At 69.0% G+C, this 18573-nt stretch carries 12 protein-coding genes and 1 riboswitch; of the genes, 6 read left to right on the top strand and 6 right to left on the bottom strand.

Features of this window, described 5'->3' with window-relative positions:
* The first annotated feature begins 21 nt into the window (after nt 1-21).
* The gene (locus JOD67_RS36585; RefSeq protein ID WP_205122239.1) at nt 22-2184 is read left to right on the top strand and encodes an alpha-galactosidase; all 2163 of its coding nucleotides are present in this window, start codon (nt 22-24) and stop codon (nt 2182-2184) included.
* A 719-nt stretch (nt 2185-2903) separates the two neighbouring features.
* On the opposite strand, the gene JOD67_RS36580 is transcribed toward JOD67_RS36585, so the two are convergent.
* A complete protein-coding gene (locus tag JOD67_RS36580; protein ID WP_205122238.1) occupies nt 2904-4280 on the bottom strand; it encodes an ADP-ribosylglycohydrolase family protein in 1377 nt (458 codons plus the stop codon).
* A gap of 117 nt (nt 4281-4397) precedes the next feature.
* Here JOD67_RS36580 and JOD67_RS36575 point away from each other — a divergent pair, with 117 nt between their 5' ends.
* Entirely contained in the window at nt 4398-5006 is a 609-nt protein-coding gene (locus JOD67_RS36575; RefSeq protein WP_307782679.1) for a Maf family protein, read from the top strand.
* Here JOD67_RS36575 and JOD67_RS36570 read toward each other — a convergent pair.
* Nucleotides 5003-5878 carry a helix-turn-helix domain-containing protein gene (locus JOD67_RS36570; protein ID WP_205122236.1) on the bottom strand — a complete coding sequence of 292 codons (876 nt, stop codon included), beginning with the start codon at nt 5876-5878 and terminating at the stop codon, nt 5003-5005. The genes JOD67_RS36575 and JOD67_RS36570 overlap by 4 nt on opposite strands.
* Before the next feature lie 97 nt (nt 5879-5975).
* Here JOD67_RS36570 and JOD67_RS36565 point away from each other — a divergent pair, with 97 nt between their 5' ends.
* Nucleotides 5976-6896 (top strand): phytanoyl-CoA dioxygenase family protein, encoded by a 921-nt coding sequence (locus JOD67_RS36565; protein WP_205122235.1) that lies wholly within the window; start codon nt 5976-5978, stop codon nt 6894-6896.
* A gap of 66 nt (nt 6897-6962) precedes the next feature.
* A complete protein-coding gene (locus JOD67_RS36560) occupies nt 6963-7958 on the top strand; it encodes an aldo/keto reductase (RefSeq protein ID WP_205122234.1) in 996 nt (331 codons plus the stop codon).
* 90 nt (nt 7959-8048) lie between these two features.
* Here JOD67_RS36560 and metE read toward each other — a convergent pair whose 3' ends face one another.
* Nucleotides 8049-10310: a 5-methyltetrahydropteroyltriglutamate--homocysteine S-methyltransferase gene (metE, locus tag JOD67_RS36555; protein ID WP_205122233.1), complete on the bottom strand. Its 2262-nt coding sequence runs from the start codon at nt 10308-10310 to the stop codon at nt 8049-8051.
* 120 nt (nt 10311-10430) lie between these two features.
* Nucleotides 10431-10651, bottom strand: a riboswitch (cobalamin riboswitch).
* Between the two features lie 56 nt (nt 10652-10707).
* On the opposite strand from metE, the gene dgoD reads away from it, so the two are divergent.
* Entirely contained in the window at nt 10708-11853 is a 1146-nt protein-coding gene (dgoD, locus tag JOD67_RS36550) for a galactonate dehydratase (protein WP_205122232.1), read from the top strand.
* 491 nt (nt 11854-12344) lie between these two features.
* Here dgoD and JOD67_RS36545 read toward each other — a convergent pair whose 3' ends face one another.
* Genes JOD67_RS36545 through JOD67_RS36535 form a run of 3 tightly spaced genes read right to left on the bottom strand, consistent with a single transcriptional unit; the run spans nt 12345 to nt 15845 of the window.
* Entirely contained in the window at nt 12345-14003 is a 1659-nt protein-coding gene (locus JOD67_RS36545) for a DUF885 domain-containing protein (protein ID WP_205122231.1), read from the bottom strand.
* 19 nt (nt 14004-14022) lie between these two features.
* The gene (locus JOD67_RS36540; protein ID WP_205122230.1) at nt 14023-14256 is read right to left on the bottom strand and encodes an acyl-CoA carboxylase subunit epsilon; all 234 of its coding nucleotides are present in this window, start codon (nt 14254-14256) and stop codon (nt 14023-14025) included.
* The gene (locus JOD67_RS36535) at nt 14253-15845 is read right to left on the bottom strand and encodes an acyl-CoA carboxylase subunit beta (RefSeq protein ID WP_205122229.1); all 1593 of its coding nucleotides are present in this window, start codon (nt 15843-15845) and stop codon (nt 14253-14255) included. The genes JOD67_RS36540 and JOD67_RS36535 overlap by 4 nt, the downstream gene beginning before the upstream one ends.
* 70 nt (nt 15846-15915) lie before the next feature.
* Between JOD67_RS36535 and JOD67_RS36530 the strand changes: the two genes are divergently transcribed.
* Complete coding sequence (locus tag JOD67_RS36530; RefSeq protein WP_205122228.1) at nt 15916-18564, top strand: phosphoenolpyruvate carboxylase; 2649 nt, start codon at nt 15916-15918, stop codon at nt 18562-18564.
* Nucleotides 18565-18573: the final 9 nt, after the last annotated feature.

Genomic DNA, 18573 nt, shown 5'->3' with positions numbered 1-18573 from the left:
TCAACGGGGAGTAGTGCGGCAATGGCAGGGATCGAGTTCGACCACGCGCAACGGGTCTGGTTGCTGTCGACGCAGACGACGTCGTACGGGATCCGGCTGACGCCGCACGACCGTTTGGTCAACATCTACTGGGGTCCGCGCATCCACCTGGCCGACGCCGTGCACGTCGTCTTCACCGTCGCGCCGAGCCGGATCCGCACCGCGGAGACCGGCGGCGACGGCGTCGAGGAGCTGCCGGTCGAGGGCGAGCTGCGGTACGGGCAGCCCTCGCTGTCGGTGCGCTTCGGCGACCAGGTGCGCGGCATCGAGTGGACGTTCCAAGGTGCGGAGACACGCCGCGAGGGCAACCGGAGCGAGCTCGAGCTGCGGTTCGCCGACCGTACGTACCCGCTCGAGGTCACGCTGCACTACCGCGTGTACGAGGACGGCGACATCATCGAGCGCTGGACGGAGCTGCGGCACACCGCTTCGGCCAGCGAGGACGGTGCGCCGGAGACCGCCGAGCCGATCGACGTGCTGCAAGCGCACTCCGCCTCGTGGGCGATCCCGTTCCGCGACGACTACCGAATCAGCCACCTGCATGGACATTGGGGCGGCGAGACGCAGCTGTCGCGGGTCCCGTTGGCGCCGGCATCGACGTTCGCGATCGGCAGCCGGACGGGGATCACGAGCCACCACGCCAACCCGTGGTTCGCGGTCGACGACGGTACGGCCGGCGAGGAGCACGGCGAGGTGTGGAGCGGGGCGCTCGCGTGGAGCGGGTCGTGGCGGTTCCACGCGCAGCGGTTCGCGAACGGGCGCGCGTCGGTGTCGGGTGGCTTCGGGCAGGACGGCTTCAGGGTCTGGAAGCTGCACGCTGGTGAGATCTTCGAGACTCCGGTCTTCGCGGGCGTCTACAGTGCCGCGGGCTTCGGCGCGGCGAGCCGGGCGTGGCACACGTACCAGCTCCGGCACATCGTGCCCAAGGCCAAGCAGCTTCGCCCGGTGCTCTACAACTCGTGGGAGGCGACGTTCTTCGACATCAACGAGGAGAACCAGACCCAGCTCGCGGAGCTCGCCGCGGAGATGGGGGTGGAGCTGTTCGTGATGGACGACGGATGGTTCGGGCAGCGCATCAACGACCGGGCCGGCCTCGGCGACTGGGTGACGAACCCGGACCGCTTCCCCAAGGGCCTGGCCCCGTTGATCTCCGCCGTGCACGACCGCGGCATGCAGTTCGGCATCTGGGTCGAGCCGGAGATGGTCAACCCGGACAGCGATCTGTACCGCGACCATCCGGACTGGGTCTACCACTTCCCGACCCGGAAGCGGAGCGAGTCACGCAACCAGCTCGTGCTGAACTTGGGCCGTCCCGACGTCGCCGAGTGGATGTACGAGTGGCTGCACGACCTGCTCGCGAACAACGCGATCGACTACGTGAAGTGGGACATGAACCGCCCGTTCTCCGAGCCCGGCTGGCCGGAGGAGGCGGACAACCCCGAGCGGTTGTGGATCGACCACGTACGCAACCTGTACTCCGTACTCGATCGGCTGCGGCGCGCGCATCCCGGCGTGGCGATCGAGAGCTGCGCGGGTGGTGGCGGCCGGGTCGACTTCGGCATCCTCGCGCGGACCGACATGGTGTGGACGTCGGACAACACCGACGGCTTCGACCGGTTGAAGATCCAGGAAGGCTTCACGCAGGTGTACGCGCCGCGCGTGATGTCGGCGTGGGTGACGGACTCGCCGGACCACATCAACAAGCGGCGCTCCTCGTTGCGGTGGCGCTTCCACTCGGCGATGGCAGGTCTGCTCGGTATCGGCGGCGATCTGACGAAATGGACCGATGCCGAACGTACCGAGGCGAAAGAGCTGATCGCGCAGTACAAGCGGATCCGTCCGGTCGTCCAGCACGGCCTGCTCTATCGGCTGCGGCCGCCTTCGGCTGGAGACCTTTCGGCGGTGGAGTACGTGCACCGCGACGGCTCCGAGGTCGTGGTGATCGCGTGGCAGCACTCGCAACAGTTCGGCACCGTCAAGCCGCCCTTGCGCCTGCGCGGCCTCGACCCGTTGGGCCGCTACCGCAACCCCGACACCGGCGAGGTCTGGACCGGCGCCCTGCTGCAGAACCACGGCGTCCCGCTGGTACTGCGCGGTGACTTCGACAGCTGCCTGATCCACCTCGTCCGCGAGCTCGACCGCTAGGGCCTGCTGCCCCTCATTCGATACGTGCCGGGGCGGGGCGGGGCGGGCTGGCTGGTTGGGTCGGGGGCACCCTGGTCCGAACCTATGGGACCGGGGTGCCGCCGACCCAAACCGTGTCATGGCCGGCGCGCTGAGGTGCTGGTGATCATGAAGCCTCACTGGCGAAAAGAGAAGCTCTGCCTTCATGATCACGGGCGCGTGGCGGATTGCGGGACAGGCCCCAACCGACCCTTGGATGAAGGGCACCTTCATTCGAACCTATTGAATGAAGGTGCCCTTCATTCAAACAGCGGGGACGGAATGCCCGGCTTCATCTGAGCCACAAGGAACCGGGGCCAACAAGCAACGCGAGCACGGCAGCAGACCCCAGCAAGAAGGAACCTCCCCCGGGACACCTGTTCCGGGGGGAGGGGGCGGCGCGTGAAAAACAGGTGGCCGGGCCGGGGCGAGTCAAGGGCCGCTTCGCGGTCGCGAAGCGACGCCTCTCTCCGTCTGCGCGAAGCGCCCCCAGTGAGGCGCCCTTGACGCGCCCCGGACCGGCCACCAAAATCGACCGCCGCCACAGACCCCGAGAGCACCAAACTCCCGGAGAGTCCGCAGAGAACACCGCACCAAGACAGCACCAGAACCAGAAGAGCTTCGTCAAGAACAGCCCGAGCCCGCATCCGAACGAACCTTGGATGAAGGTGCCCTTCATCCAAAATGGTGGGGTGCGGGGGTCAGGAGGCGCGGGCGGTGCCGGGGTCGGTGGCGGGGGTGGTGACGACTGTGGTCGGGGCCGCGCGGGTCAGCGAGGCGCGGGCCAGCGCGAACGTCTGCTCGGCCAGTGAACGGATGCTCGTCCGGTCGAAGCCGGCCAGCCCACTCCGCAATGTGTCGCCGAACGGGGCTGTCCAGTGCGGCGGGATGCCGGCGCGACCGGAGAACGCGCCCGCCGCGGAGCCGGCTGTCGCACCGTTGGTGTCTGCGTCCAGGCCGGACTGCACCGCGAGCCCGATCGCCCGGGTGTAGTCGTCCTCCGCGTACAGCAACGACAGCGCGCACACCGCGGCGTTCGGCACCGCGTGCCGCCAGTGGTACTGCGCGTACCGCTCGAGCAGCTGCGTGATCGCGTTCTCCCACTCCACCCCCGAGTCGGCCACCGCGAGCGTCCACCTCAATGCTTCCGCCAGGCGGGACCGCTGCGGGACATGGTTGAACGACTCGAGAACGGCGTCGCGCAGCGACGTCGCGGTGAACGAGGCCGCGACCAGCGCGGCGGCCCACAGCTCGGCGTAGATCCCGTTGCCCACATGGGTCAACGAGGCGTCCGGGTACGACAGCATCGCTGCAGCGCGCGGCCGACCAGCACACACGTACCCGAAGATGTCGCCGCGCATCTGCGCGCCGCTCCACTCCCGGTACGGGTTGTCGTTGACCGCGCACTCCTCGGCCGGCACGCCGTTGACGAGGTTGCGGTACGTCGAGCGCTCCGCGGAGTACGTCAGGTGGAACGGCAACCGCAGCAGCCACTCCTTGGCGACGTCGCCCGTGCTGTAGCCGAAGCCGTGCGTCTGGAGGATGTGCAAGCCGAGCAACGTGTAGTCGAGGTCGTCGTCGCGAGGGACGTACTTGATCCGACCCTTGGTCGACTCGGCCCAGGCATCGCACAGCTCGAGGCCGTCCGGCATCGGGTCGAGCCGGCGGAGGTAGTCGTTGATCGGATAGTTGCCCGAGCGCCGCAGATAGACGGTGATCGACTCGCTGTTCCAGCGACCGCCGTCCTCGACCGGCTTACCGAGACAGTTGCCGGCACTGCGCCCGAGCCAAGCGGCTTCGAGCCGGTCGCGCAGGTCGGCCAAGCCCAGCCTCGCCGTACTCGCGGACGCGGGCAGCTCGGCCTGAATGCCTTCCAGAGTGGACGGTTCGACGTACGGCCAGTCCTCCGGAGCCTCGAGCTCGGCGAGTCGGGTGAGCAGCTCGCGGGCCAGCGCAGGAGTGATCTCAGACTGGTTGGCCAGCTCCTTCTCGATCGCGGACACATCGAATCCGCTCACGCGCCGCTGGGCGATCTCGTGATCGAGAACTGTCGGGAGGTACGTGTACTTCGTCGTCATCCCCTCCCTTCATGATCTTCAGGGAAAACCCTACTCCCCATGTCCGACATCGTTCCCAGTCCGGGTGTCCCGAAGGGGACATCGCCCCCGGTTTTGCGAAGTCGTACCATCTCGCGGGTGGAACAATCGAGCAGACCGCGACTCGTTCTCGCTTCGTCCTCCCCGGCCCGCCTGAAGGTCTTGCGGGCTGCGGGAATCGAGCCTGAGGTCATAGTGTCCGGGGTCTCGGAGGACGATGTCGAGGCCCTGTCCGCGGCTGAGTTCGCGCTGGTTCTCGCGCAACGCAAGGCGAATGCGGTCGCAACACGAGTCACCGACGACGCGTTCGTGCTGGGCTGTGATTCGGTCCTCGAGCTGGATGGCGAGATCTACGGCAAGCCCGCATCCCCTACCGACGCTGTCGAACGGTGGCGTTCGATGCGCGGCCGGAAGGGCGTTCTGCACACCGGGCACTGCGTGATCGACACGCGTCGTGGAAAGACGGTCGCGGAGACGGCTTCGACCGTCGTGCAGTTCGCGGACCTGTCGGACGCGGAGATCTCGGCGTACGTGGGGACGGGTGAGCCGCTGAACGTGGCGGGTGCGTTCAAGATCGACGCGCTCGGCGGTGCGTTCGTCGAACGCGTCGAAGGCGATCACCACAACATCGTTGGACTTTCGTTACCTCTGCTCCGCCGGATGCTGGGTGATCTGGACGTGTTCTGGCCCGATCTCTGGAACCGCTAGGCATCCTCGAGCAACAACCGGTGGGCCAACGGCAGCAGGCCCGCTCGGACGACCGGCTCCAACGGATCCGCCTCGCCGGACGCTGCCCGGTACGCCCGGGGCGAGGCGCCGTACGCGCTGCTGAAGCGGCGCGAGAAGTGGAACGGGTTCGCGAAGCCGCAGCTCTCCGACACCGCGCCCACCGACAGGTTCGAACGCTGCAGCAAAGTCGCCGCTCGCGCCAGGCGAACCAGCTCGATCGCCGCCACGGGGCCCACCGCGAAGCGCTCGCGGAACAGCCGGCTCAGGTGTCCCGACGACACCCGCGCCGCCGTCGCGAGCTCGGCCAACGACAGCGCCCGCGCCTCGCCCGAGCCGGAACGCCAGGCGGACTGGACGTGATCGACCAGGCGCTCCACGTGTTCGGGCAGCCCGTCCACGGACTCGTCCGACGGCAACGGTCCCGCGACGAACAGGTCCAGCAGGCACCCCACCATGTCGTTCGCCCGCTCCGCCGTCGCCGGGCCGGGCGTCCGACTCAGCCACAGCAGGTACCGGCACAGCGCCGCCATCGGGTCGGCCGGCGTGAGCGCGCGCGTCAACGGCCAGGTGTCGGGCGCCGGCAACAGACCGCGGGACGGCACCGAGAAGTGCGCGTAGGCGTGGGCGGTCGGCCGCCGCGGATCCCAGGCGAACCGGTGCCGCATCCCCGGCCGGGCCAGCAACAACGTGCCCGGACGCAGCGGCAGGTCGAGGTCGCCGCACTCCCACCGCGCGCTCCCCGACAGCATCCACACGAACTCGAAGTCGTCCAGCACCCGCGGCCCGTACGTCGCCTTCGGGGGATAGTGCGCCACCGCGACACCGAAGCGGACGACTACCCGGCAGGTCACGAACAGACAGGTTAGTCGGGTGCGACGGACATGGCCATCAGGCCCGCCAACGGCGATGCTGGAGAGCGTACGAGGCCATGCCCAACAGGAGGATCGCATGTCAGCCGTCGTCGCAGAGACCAGCACCAAAGCCCCGGCCACGCTCCACGACTCGATCTCCGATGCGCTGATCGAGCAGATCAAGCAGGACGGCTTCGGCGTACTCCGCGGCGCGTTGTCGCCCGAGGAGGTCGCTGAGGTCAACGCCGAAGCCGTACGACTGTGCCGCGGCGACCTCGGCGCGGTCGGCATCGGACGTGAAGGAGACTCCGCCCCCGTCGTCGGCGAGGACATCTCCGACGAGGACGTGTTGCGCCGTTATCTGTGCATTCACATGCCCCACAAGGTCTCCCAGATCCTTGCCGATCAGCTGGCCCAGCCGCGGATCGTCGAGGTGCTGACCAAGGTGATCGGGCCGAACGTGAAGGCCATGCAGTCGATGCTGTTCATGAAGTCCGAGGGCAAGCCGGGCCAGGCCTGGCACCAGGACGAGTTCTTCATCCCGACGCGGGACCGTTCGCTCACCGCGACCTGGATCGCGCTCGACGACGCGACGATCGAGAACGGCTGCCTGTGGGTGCTGCCCGGTTCGCACCGGCGTGGCGTGATCTATCCCGACCGCGACCAGGACGACCCGCGGTTCGACTGCTCGATCGAGGCGTACGACTTCCCGTACCGCGACGAGGACGCCGTCCCCGTGGAGGTTCCGGCCGGCTCGGCGGTGATCTTCAACGGCTACCTGCTGCACCGTTCGCTGCAGAACAGCGGCAAGCACGGCTTCCGCCGCGCGCTCGCCAACCACTACATGAGCGCGGAGTCCCTGCTGCCATGGCGCAAGGAGGAGCGCGGACATGTCGCGAAGTGGGACTATCGCGACGTCGTGCTCGTGGCCGGTGAGGACCCGTACGCCTACAAGGGACTCGAGGACGTCGCCCGCCCGCACGTCCGCCCCGACGGCGAGGGCGGCTGCGACCGCTGATCGGTCCGTGATCTCGCGGGCTGATTGGCTCGCTCTTCCGGCGGCGGGCAGATAGCGTCGAAAAGCGTGGACTATCGCTACTTGGGAAGAACGGGCCTCGAGGTCAGTGAGCTGTGCCTCGGCGCGATGGGGTTCGGCGGCGATTCCGACGAGCAGACCAGCCATCGGATCCTGGACGAGTTCGTCGACGCCGGCGGCACGTTCATCGACACCGCGGACGTGTACGGCTTCGGCGAGTCCGAACGGATCCTCGGCAGCTGGCTGAAGACGCGGGATCGCGACGAGCTGGTGATCGCGACCAAGGTGTACGGCGAGGCCGCGACCGGGCAGCCGCCGCAGGGAGCTGGGCGCAAGCACGTCATGCGGTCGATCGACGCGAGCCTGCGCCGGCTCGGGACGGACTACGTCGACCTGTACCAGATCCACGTGTTCGACGACGCGACCACGTTCGAGGAGACGCTCTCGACGCTGGACGTGCTGGTGCGCAGCGGCAAGGTGCGGTTCGTCGGCGCCGCGAACTACGCCGGCTGGCAGCTGCAGAAGTCGGTCGACGTATCGCGCGCGAACGGCTGGGAGCCGTTCGTCTCGCTGCAGCCGCTCTACAACCTGCTCGCCCGGTCGGCGGAGTACGAGCTCGTGCCGGTCTGCGAGAACGAGGGGCTGGGTCTGATTCCCTGGAGCCCGTTGCAGGGCGGCTGGCTGTCCGGCAAGTACCGGCGCGGCATGTCGTCGCCGCCGTCGGGCACGCGGGTCGCGGCGAGTGGGTCGTTCGACTCGATGGCGACGGAGGCGACCTGGCAGGTGCTCGACGCGCTGCACGCGGTCGCGGCGGAGGCCGGCAAGTCGCCGGCGCAGGTTGCGCTGCGTTGGCTGCTCCAGCAGCCGGCGGTGACCGCGCCGATCTTCGGGGCGCGGACGCCGGAGCACCTGCGCGACAACCTCGGCGCCACCGGCTGGTCGCTCACCTCCGAGCAGCTCGACCGCCTCACGACGGCGAGCGACCAACCGTTGCCGTACCCGTACGACCTCCTCCGGCTCCCGCAGTTCCAGCGCCGCGGCTAAACCCGGTGATCATGTACGTGATCATGAAGGCGAACCGGTCATATACGCCCAGTCCGCTTTCATGATCACGTTCATGATCACGGCGGCCCGCTAGCTGGCGGGGAGTGACTGGCGGACCTTGCGCGCCGCGGCGACGAGGTTGCGCAGGGCCGGCTCGATGTCGTCGTACGTGCGGGTCTTCAGGCCGCAGTCCGGGTTGACCCACAGCCGGTCGGCCGGCACGGCGACCAGCGCGAGCCGCAGCGACTCCTCGATCTCCTCCGCCGACGGCACCCGCGGGGAGTGGATGTCGTACACGCCCGGGCCGATGCCGCGGGAGTAGCCGGCCCGCTGCAGATCGCCGACCAGCTCCATCCGCGACCGCGCCGCCTCGACGCTGGTCACGTCGGCGTCCAGCGCGCCGATCGTGTCGACGATCTCGCCGAACTCCGAGTAGCACATGTGCGTGTGGATCTGCGTGCTGTCGGCGATCCCGGACGTCGCGAACCGGAACGCGGCGACGGCCCACTCCAGGTACTCGGCCTGGTCCGCGGCGTGCAGCGGCAGCAGCTCGCGCAGCGCCGGCTCGTCGACCTGGACGTACCGGATGCCCGCCGACTCCAGGTCGTGGACCTCGTCCCTGAGGGCCAGTGCCACCTGCCGTGCGGCCTGCGACAGCGGGAGGTCGGAACGGACGAACGACCAAGCCAGCATGGTGACTGGGCCCGTCAACATCCCCTTGACAGGCTTGGCCGTCTTCGACTGCGCGTACGTCGCCCACGTCACAGTCATCGGCTTCGGCCTCGACACGTCGCCGTAGAGCAGCGGCGGCCGGACGTACCTCGTGCCGTACGACTGCACCCAGCCGTGCTCGGTCGTCGCGAAGCCGGCGAGTTGCTCGGCGAAGTACTGCACCATGTCGTTGCGCTCCGGCTCGCCGTGCACGAGGACGTCGAGCCCGAGCTCCTCCTGCAGCGCGATCACCGAGTCGACCTCGGCCTTGATCCGCTGCTCGTACGCTGCCGCGTCGATGCGGCCGGCGCGGAAGTCGGCCCGCGCTGTACGGATCGAGGCGGTCTGCGGGAACGAGCCGACCGTCGTCGTCGGCAGGGCGGGGAGCGCGCCGAGCGCGTGGTGGGCCGCGGCGCGTTCGGTGGCCGGGCCGCGGGCCGTTCCGTCGCCGAGCGCCTCGAGCCTTGCTCGTACGCGGTTGTCGACGGAGCCCGCGAGCTCTCTGGTGCGTGCCGTCTCCGCGTCGTCGAGCGCTGCGGCGACGGACTCGCGACCCTCCTTGAGGGCGCGGCCGAGGACGACGATCTCGTCCAGCTTCTCCCGGGCGAACGCGAGCCGGTCCTTGAGCGCGTCGTCTAGGGCGTTCTCCTGGGCGAGGTCGAGGGGTACGTGGAGGAGCGAGCTCGACGAGCTGACGACGAGGTCGCCTACGGAGCCGAGCAGGGCGGCGGCTATGGAGAGGGCTTCCGGGAGGTTGGTGCGCCAGACGTTGCGGCCGTCGACGAGACCGGCGTAGATCGTCTTCGTACCCAGCCCGGCGCTGGCGATCTGGTCGAGGTCGGCGGCTCCCGCGACCAGGTCGAGCGCGAGGCCTTCGACGCCGGTCCTCGCGAGGACGGGGAGTGCTTGGCCGTAGGGGCCGAAGTAGTTCGCGACCAGGAGCTTCGGGCGCTGCGTGGCGGCGGCGAGTCGTTCGTACGTCGCCTGCAGCGCCGCGAGCTCCTCCGCGGACCGGTCGGCGGCCAGCACCGGCTCGTCGAGCTGCACCCACTCCGCGCCGGCTTGCGCGAGCTGGGCGAGCAGGTCCTCGTACACCGGCAGCAGCCGGTCCAGCAGGTCGAGCGGCCGGAAGTCCTTCGGCGCATCGGCATCGGGCTTGGCGAGCAGTAGGAAGCTCAGCGGCCCGACGAGCACCGGACGCGAGCCGGGAGCCTCGGCCAACTCATCGAAGGGCTTGCGGCCCGACACCGCGAACGTGGTCTCGGGTCCGAGCTCGGGCACGAGGTAGTGGTAGTTCGTGTCGAACCACTTCGTCATCTCGAGCGGCGCGATGCCCTCGACACCGCGGGCCATCGCGAAGTAGCGGTCGAGCTCGTCGGTGAGGTGGGCGAACCGTTCGGGGACGGCGCCGACGAGTACGGCCTGGTCGAGCACGGAGTCGTACAGCGAGAAGGTGTTCGACGGGAGCTGCTCGATGCCGGCGTCGCGGAGCGTGGTCCAGACGTTCGTGCGGAGCTCTTTCGCCGTGGCCTGGAGGTCGGCGGCGGACGTACGGCCGTTCCAGAACGACTCGGTCGCGCGCTTGAGCTCGCGGCGCGGACCGATCCTGGGGTAGCCGAGAACGGTGGTGCTGACTGTCATCAGGGTCCTTCCCTCGCGTGACGGCTGTCGTGGGGCAAGGTGGGGACGCGAAGGCGCGCGATGATCGCGCCGCTCGTGTCCGGCAGCCACCCCTCGAGGCCGTGGACCAACCACGCGCCGGTCGCGCGTGGGCGGTGGGCAGGTCTTCGGACTCGTGGGCTCGTCGGCTGTCGCCGCTTGTCCTACTGGCCGTCGCTTCCCAGGCTCGCGCCCAGTGCGTCTGACGGCGGTCGTTCCCACTCACCGCTGCGGGGCAGTCCCGGAGTCACACCGGGTTCCCTCTTGCCTCGTCCGGTCCCGGAGTGTCCGGTACCAGACGAACCAACCGCGGGATCGACTATAGGCACCGTCATCTGAGCTAGCGTCGAGAAGACCACAGAGTGAGAGGACCGTCCACATGCTGATCACCCGCCTCACGACCTACCTCGTGGCGCCGCGCTGGTGTTTCTTGCGCATCGACACCGACGAGGGCATCACCGGGTGGGGGGAGCCGATCGTCGAAGGGCGTGCTCACACGGTCGCGACGGCTGTGGACGAGCTCGCGGACTACCTCGTCGGCCAGGACCCGCTCCGGATCGAGGAGCACTGGCAGGTGATGACGAAGGGCACCTTCTATCGAGGCGGCCCCGTGCTCTCGAGCGCCGTGGCGGGCGTCGACCAGGCGCTGTGGGACATCGCGGGCAAGGCGCTCGGCGTCCCGGTGTACCAGTTGCTCGGCGGTCACGTCCGCGACCGCATGCGCGTCTACGGCTGGATCGGCGGCGACCGCCCCGCGGAGGTGGCCGACGCGGCGCTGAACATGAAGGCGCAGGGCTTCACGGCGATCAAGATGAACGGCGGAGGCGAGCTGCGCCGGATCGACACGGCCGGCGCTGCGGAGTCCATCGCCGCCCGGGTGGCCGCAGTGCGCGCGGCGTGTGGGCCGGAGTTCGACGTGGCAATCGACTTCCACGGGCGTATGACTGTCGCCATGGCGCGGCGTGTCCTGCCGTTGCTCGAGCCGTCATTGCCGTTCTTCGTCGAGGAACCGCTGGTGCCGGAGATGTCCGAGCACATCGGCTCGATCGTCTCCTCGACGTCGATCCCGATCGCGACGGGAGAGCGGCTGTTCTCGCGGTGGGACTTCAAGCGCGTTCTGGACAAGGGAATCGCGATCGCGCAGCCGGATCTGTCGCACGCTGGTGGGATCTCCGAGGTGCGGCGGATCGCCTCGATGGCCGAGGCGTACGACGTGTCGTTGGCCCCGCACTGCCCGCTGGGCCCGATCGCACTGGCGGCGAGCTTGCAGGTGGACTTCGCGTCGCCGAACGCGTTGATCCAGGAGCAGAGCCTGGGGATCCACTACAACGAGGGATCGGACCTGCTCGACTACCTGGTGGACAAGTCGGTGTTCGGCTTCGCAGACGGCTACGTTCGCCGGCCGACGGGGCCAGGCCTGGGCATCGAAGTGGACGCAGCAGCAGTGGAGCGCGCAGCAGAAGTGGGCCACAGGTGGAGGACGCCGACCTTCAGAAGAGACGACGGCTCCCTCGCAGAATGGTGAGGTAAACGGAAGCCCGGTGTCATCTGCACGACAAGTGACCGGGGGCCCACAGGCGACCCACGACGGCAGCAGACCTGAACGACGAGAAGCCTCCCCCGGGCACCCGTTCGGGGGTGGGGCGGCGGCTTTTCAAACTGGTCACCACAATCGACCGCCGCGACAGCCCACGCGAGTCCCACATGACCGGGCTGCTCGCCGACACAACAATCGAGTCGGCAACCTGAGACCTCACACCAGTCACATCCCAGATCAGCGCGGAAACTATGGGCGCCATAGCACCCCAAACCTTCCGCACTAACCGTGCTCAGCCCCACCCACCCCAACCACGCGCCACGCCCGCCCGACCCTGGTGGTCGTCACGCGAGTCACACCTGCCACACCCAGGATGAGCCCGAAGCCTATGCGCGCTATGGCGACCAAAAGTCTTCGCGCTCATCCGTCCGGGACCTAGACAGGACCTTCGCGGAGCTCGTGCGGCGCACCTTCTCCTATCAGAGTCGGCGCAGAGCCTCGCGGAAAGGGTCCAGGCCAAGACATCCCAGGTCCAGCGCCCGGCGGTGGAACGTCTTGAGATCGAACGCAGCCCCAGCACGCTCCTGAGCCTCCGCACGAGCCTGCAGCCAGATCCGTTCGCCCACCTTGTACGACGGCGCCTGCCCCGGCCACCCGAGATACCGGTTGAGCTCGAAGCGTAGGAACTCCACATCGATCCGGCTATGAGCGATGAGAAACTCCAAGCCCAGCTCGGGATTCCACCGCTCACCGGTGTGCCAGCCACTCCCACGGTAGTTCGGGATGGGCAGCTCCAGGTGCATGCCGATGTCCACCACCACCCGGGCGGCGCGCAGGCTCTGCATGTCCAGCATGCCGAGCCGAGCGCCCGGGTCGTCGAGGTAGCCGAGCTCGTCCATCAGCCGCTCGGCGTACAGCGCCCAGCCCTCGCCGTGCCCGGAGATCCAGCACATCAGTCGCTGCCAGCGGTTGAGAATGTCCTTGCGGTACAGGGTTTGCGCGACCTGAAGGTGATGCCCCGGCACGCCCTCGTGGTAGACGGTCGAGTACTCCTTCCAGGTCGAGAACGTGGTCACGCCCTTCGGCACCGACCACCACATCGCGCCCGGGCGGGTGAAGTCCTCGCTCGGGCCGGTGTAGTAGATCGCGCCGTCGCTGGTCGGAGCGAGCCGGCAGTCGATCTTCCGTACCGCGTCCGGGATGTCGAAGTGGACGCCAGCCATCTCCGCGACCGTACGGTCGGCGAGCTCCTGCATCCAGTCGCGGAACTCCTCCTTGCTCCCCAGCTGCCGCTCCGGATCCGCGTCCAGCGCAGCGACCGCGTCCGAGACGCTGCCGCCGGGAACGATCTTGTCCGCCACCGACTCCATCTCGCGCTCGATCCGGGCGAGTTCCTCCCAGCCCCATGCGTACGTCTCGTGCAGATCGATCGAGGCACCGAGGAAGTAGCGCGAGTTCAGCGCGTACAGCTCCTGGCCGACAGCGTCCTTCTCGCGTGCCTTGGGCGAGAGCTCCTGACGCAGGAACGTCTCGAACTCACCGAGCGCGGCAGTCGCGGAGGCGGCGGCCCGGTCGAGGTCTGCGCGCAGCGCGCCGTCGACCTCGGAACGGGCGACGAGCCCGCCGAACAGGTCGTCCGCCGCCCAGGAAAGGCAGTTGTCCGCGCACGCGTCGACCTGCCGGCGCGCGGCCACCCGCCCGGCGTCAGCTGACTCGGCGAGCGAACGCCGGTAGCCGGCCAAAGCCGCGGGAACGCCGGAGAGCCGCTGCGCGATCGTCCGCCAGTCCTCCTCCGAAGCCGTCGGCATCAGGTCGAAGACCCCGCGCACGTACTGCAGCGGACTCGCGGCGACATTGAGATCGCTGGTGAGCAGACCCGCCTCGTACCGCTCGACGGACAGGCCGAGCCGTTCGACCATCGCGTCCTTGGCGACCCGCTCCCGCTCGTCCAAGGGCTCGGTCGCGGCGAGCTCGGCGAGCGTACGGCGGTTGAGCTCCTGCCGTGCCGCGAAGCCGTCCGGGGAGTAGTCGTTCAGCTCCGCGTCGTAGCCCTTGATGCCAGCGTAGGTCGCCTGGATCGGGTCGAGCGCGGCCTGCTGGTCGACGAGATCGTCAGCGATCTCGGTGATGTCACGCATGAACGCAGAGCCTACGGTCTCAGCGCGGGCGCGCGCTCGCTCGCCATCCGCCAGGGCCGTGCTGAACGGGCTGTCGAACCGAACGCCAATACGCTGCCCAGCCGCTCTTCTCCTCGCGACCAACCGCGGGCGGGCCGGACGCCGACGAGGCCCGCGCCTGCACGACCGCGACGAGCGCCGCCAACTCCTCCGGCGTCGGGTCACCCTTGACGACGCGCAGCACCGGTCGGGTCTCCTCCGAAGCTTCGCTCATAGCGGGATGTTCCCATGCTTGCGCGGCGCGTGCGTCTCGCGCTTGGTGCGCAGCAGCCGGAGCGCGCGAACGATCTCGACCCGGGTCTCGTGCGGATGGATCACCGCGTCGACGTAGCCGCGCTCGGCCGCGACGTACGGGTTCGCCAGCGTGTCCTCGTACTCCTCGACGAGCTGCGTCCGCAGACCGTCCGGGTCGGAGTTGGCCGCGAGCTCCTTGCGGTACAGGATGTTCACCGCTCCCTGTGCGCCCATCACCGCGATCTGCGCGGATGGCCAAGCCAGGTTGATGTCCGCGCCGAGGTGCTTGGAGCCCATCACGTCGTACGCGCCGCCGTACGCCTTCCGCGTGATCACCGTGACCAACGGGACGGTCGCCTCGGCGTATGCGTAGATCAGCTTGGCGCCGCGCCGGATGATGCCGTTCCACTCCTGGTCGGTGCCCGGCAGAAAGCCCGGAACGTCCACGAACGTGAGGATCGGGAGGTTGAACGCGTCGCAGGTCCGCACGAACCGGGCCGCCTTCTCCGACGCGTCGATGTCCAGGCAGCCCGCGAACTGCAACGGCTGGTTGCCCACCACACCGACGGACTGACCGTCGACGCGGCCGAACCCGACGACGATGTTCGGCGCGAACAACGAGTGCAGCTCGAGGAACTCCCCGTCGTCCAGCACATGCTCGACTACCTGGCGGATGTCGTACGGCTGGTTCGGCGAGTCCGGTACGAGCGTGTCCAGCTCGCGATCTTCTGCTGTGATGGAGAGAACGGCGTCCTCGTCGTACGCCGGCGGGTCCTCGAGGTTGTTCTGCGGCAGGTATGACAAGAGCGCCTTGACCCAGTCAACCGCGTCTTGCTCGTTCGGCGCGAGGTAGTGCGCGTTGCCACTTTTCGTGTTGTGGGCAAGGGCTCCGCCGAGATCCTCGAACGAGACGTCCTCGCCGGTGACGGTCTTGATCACGCCCGGACCGGTGATGAACATGTGGGATGTTTGGTCAACCATCACGGTGACATCGGTCAGCGCGGGGGAGTAGACGTGCCCACCTGCACACGTTCCCATGATCAGCGAGATCTGTGGAATCACGCCGGACGCATGGACATTCCGGCGGAAGATCTCGCCGTACAGCCCGAGGGAGACGACCCCCTCCTGGATGCGCGCGCCAGAGCCTTCGTTGATGCCGACGATCGGGCAGCCCGTCTTCATCGCGAGGTCCATGACCTTGACGATCTTCTCGCCGTACACCTCGCCGAGGCTGCCGCCGTAGATCGTGAAGTCCTGGCTGAACACGCAGATCTGACGCCCACCGACAGTGCCGAACCCGGTCACGACCCCGTCGCCGTACGGGCGGTTCTTCTCCAGACCGAAATTCTGGGAACGATGCCGGGCGAACTCGTCCAGCTCCACGAACGAGCCCTCGTCGAGCAACATCGCGATGCGTTCCCGGGCGGTCAGCTTGCCGCGGGCGTGCTGCTTCTCCACCGCACGGGCCGATCCGGCGTTGACGGCTTCGTCGAGTCGGCTGTCCAAGTCGGCAAGCTTTCCTGCCGTGGTGTGGATGTCCGGGAGTTCTTCCTCGGGTTGCGCGACCATGGCCAGCACATTACCTGCCCGTTGCCACCGCGCTAGGTGGAAGAAACCTCCAAAGAATAGAGTCTTGTCCATGCCCACCACAGCACAAGCGCGCGTGCACGCCCGCTTCGAAGTGCCCGCGCCGCTCCGCGCCGATGTCCGCCTGCTTGGCGAGCTGCTCGGCACTGTGCTTCGCGAGTACGGCGGGCAGGCGCTGCTCGACGCGGTCGAACGCCTTCGCGAGCTGACGATCGCCGCCCACAGCGACGACCTGGTCGAGGCGGAGAACGCCGCCGTCGACGTCGAGCGCCTCGTAACCTCCTGGTCGCTCGAACGCGCCGAGGACGTCGCGCGCGCGTTCACCTGTTACTTCCACCTGACCAACCTCGCCGAGGAGTACCACCGCGTTCGCGCGCTGCGGGAGCAGGACACCGAGGGCACTCCCGAGCGCGACTCGCTCGCGGCGGCGATGCGGAACGCCAGTGCCGAGTACGGCGAGCAGCAGGCGCTCGCGATGCTGTCCGGGCTGGAGTTCCGCCCCGTTCTCACCGCGCACCCGACCGAGGCGCGCCGCCGTGCCGTGGCGACCGCGATCCGGCGGATCTCCGTTCTGCTGTCCGAACGTGACGACCCGCGACTCGGTGCGACCACCCTCGCCGAGAACCGCCGTCACCTGTTGGAGGAGGTCGACGTCCTCTGGCGGACCGCGCAGATCCGCGTGACGAAGCCGGGGCCGCTCGACGAGGTCCGGACGGCGATGACGGTGTTCGACGACACGCTGTTCCGGGTGCTGCCCGAGGTCTACCGGCGGCTCGACGACCAGCTGTCGGGGGAGCGCGCCGGAACGTCGCCGCCGCAGGTGCCCGCGTTCGTCCGGCTGGGTTCGTGGATCGGTGGCGACCGCGACGGCAACCCGTACGTGACCGCCGCGTTTACCCAACGGGCTATGGCGATTCAGGCCGACCACGTGCTGCGTGCGTTGGAGCGGGCGTGCGAACGGATCGGCCGGGCGCTCACCGCCGACGCCGAGACCACGCCGCCGTCGCCCGCCGTCCGCCGGCTGCTGAGCGACATCCGCGCCGCGTACCCCGACCAGTCCGAGGACATCGCGACACGCTCGCCGGGCGAGCCGCACCGGCAGGTGCTGCTGTTCGCGGCCCAACGGCTGGCGGGGACGAGGCTGCGGCAGGCCGACATCGGCTACCCGTCGCCGGTGGAGTTCCTTGCGGAGTTGCGGATCATCCAGTCCTCGCTGGCCGCGGCGCGTGCCGCGCGGCAGGCGTACGGCGAGCTGCAGCACCTGATCTGGCAGACCGAGACGTTCGGCTTCCACCTGGCCGAGCTCGAGGTCCGGCAGCACTCGCGGATCCACGCGCGGGCGCTCGCCGAGCTGCGCGCCGGCGGCGACCTGTCGTCGGAGACCGAAGAGGTGCTCGCGGTCTTCCGCGTGATCGCCCAGATCCAGCAGCGCTTCGGCCCGGACGCGTGCCGCCGGTACGTCGTGTCGTTCACGCGCGAGCCGTCCGACCTCGCGGCGGTGTACGAGCTGGCCGACCACGCGCTCGAGGGGCGGCCGATCGCGCTGGATGTCGTTCCCCTGTTCGAGACCGAGGACGACCTGCGGCGCAGCGTGACGGTGCTCGAGGCAGCGCTGGAGCTGGCGCCGGTGCGGCAGCGGCTGGAGGAGACCGGGCGCCGGTACGAGGTGATGCTCGGGTACTCCGACTCGGCCAAGGACGTCGGCCCGTTGTCGGCGACGCTGGCGCTGTACGACGCGCAGGCGGCGATCGCGGAGTGGGCGGACCAGCACTCGTTGGTGCTGACGTTGTTCCACGGCCGCGGCGGTGCGCTCGGACGGGGCGGCGGTCCGGCGAACCGGGCGGTGCTCGCGCAGGCGCCGGGCTCGGTGAGCGGGCGGTTCAAGCTGACCGAGCAGGGCGAGGTGATCTTCGCGCGGTACGGCGACCCGATCATCGCGCGGCGGCACATAGAGCAGGTCTCGGCGGCGACGCTGCTGGCGTCAACGCCGGCTGTGAACGAGCGTGCGGACCGGGCCGCGGAGAAGTTCAGCAAGCTGGCGCGCACGATGGACGACGCGGCGCGGACGGCGTACCGCGGGCTGGTCCGGACCGACGGCTTCGCCGAGTGGTTCGCGCGGGTGACGCCGGTGGACGAGCTCGGACAGCTGCAGATCGGCTCCCGTCCGGCGCGACGCGGCCTGTCGGTGTCGTCACTGGAGGACCTGCGCGCGATCCCGTGGGTGTTCGCGTGGACGCAGGCGCGGGTCAACCTGACCGGCTGGTACGGCGTCGGCTCCGCGCTCGAGGCGGTCGGCGACGTGGGCGCCCTGCAGGAGGCGGCCGCGGAGTGGCCTCTGTTCGCGGTGATGCTGGAGAACGTCGAGATGTCGTTGGCGAAGACCGACGCCCGGATCGCGCGGCGGTACCTCGACCTCGGCAACCGCGAGGACCTGACCGAGCTGGTCTTGTCCGAGCACGCGCTGACGACGTCGTGGGTGCTCAAGGTGGCGGGGACCGACCGGCTGCTGGCCAACCGGCGGGTGCTCGGCCGGGCGGTGCAGCTGCGGAACCCGTACGTGGACGCGCTGTCGTACCTGCAGCTCCGCGCGTTCCGCGGGCTGCGGACCGAGAAGCTGTCCGAGGGCGAGTCCGAGCGCCTGCGCCGGCTCGTCCTGCTGACCGTGAACGGGATCGCGGCGGGCCTGCAGAACACCGGGTGAGGTTGGCGC

This window comes from Tenggerimyces flavus (genome assembly GCF_016907715.1).
GTDB classification, from domain to species: Bacteria; Actinomycetota; Actinomycetes; order Propionibacteriales; family Actinopolymorphaceae; genus Tenggerimyces; species Tenggerimyces flavus.
The sequence above is the reverse complement of the archived record's forward strand: the minus strand, read 5'-3'. Positions and strand labels throughout refer to the sequence as shown.

What these genes read in the sequence shown, in the direction of transcription:
- JOD67_RS36545 (WP_205122231.1), bottom strand. Translation starts at nt 14,003, where the DNA reads ATGCGTGACATCACCGAGATCGCTGACGATCTCGTCGACCAGCAGGCC.
- JOD67_RS36540 (WP_205122230.1), bottom strand. Translation starts at nt 14,256, where the DNA reads ATGAGCGAAGCTTCGGAGGAGACCCGACCGGTGCTGCGCGTCGTCAAG.
- JOD67_RS36565 (WP_205122235.1), top strand. Translation starts at nt 5,976, where the DNA reads ATGTCAGCCGTCGTCGCAGAGACCAGCACCAAAGCCCCGGCCACGCTC.
- JOD67_RS36535 (WP_205122229.1), bottom strand. Translation starts at nt 15,845, where the DNA reads ATGGTCGCGCAACCCGAGGAAGAACTCCCGGACATCCACACCACGGCA.
- JOD67_RS36580 (WP_205122238.1), bottom strand. Translation starts at nt 4,280, where the DNA reads ATGACGACGAAGTACACGTACCTCCCGACAGTTCTCGATCACGAGATC.
- metE (WP_205122233.1), bottom strand. Translation starts at nt 10,310, where the DNA reads ATGACAGTCAGCACCACCGTTCTCGGCTACCCCAGGATCGGTCCGCGC.
- JOD67_RS36585 (WP_205122239.1), top strand. Translation starts at nt 22, where the DNA reads ATGGCAGGGATCGAGTTCGACCACGCGCAACGGGTCTGGTTGCTGTCG.
- dgoD (WP_205122232.1), top strand. Translation starts at nt 10,708, where the DNA reads ATGCTGATCACCCGCCTCACGACCTACCTCGTGGCGCCGCGCTGGTGT.
- JOD67_RS36530 (WP_205122228.1), top strand. Translation starts at nt 15,916, where the DNA reads ATGCCCACCACAGCACAAGCGCGCGTGCACGCCCGCTTCGAAGTGCCC.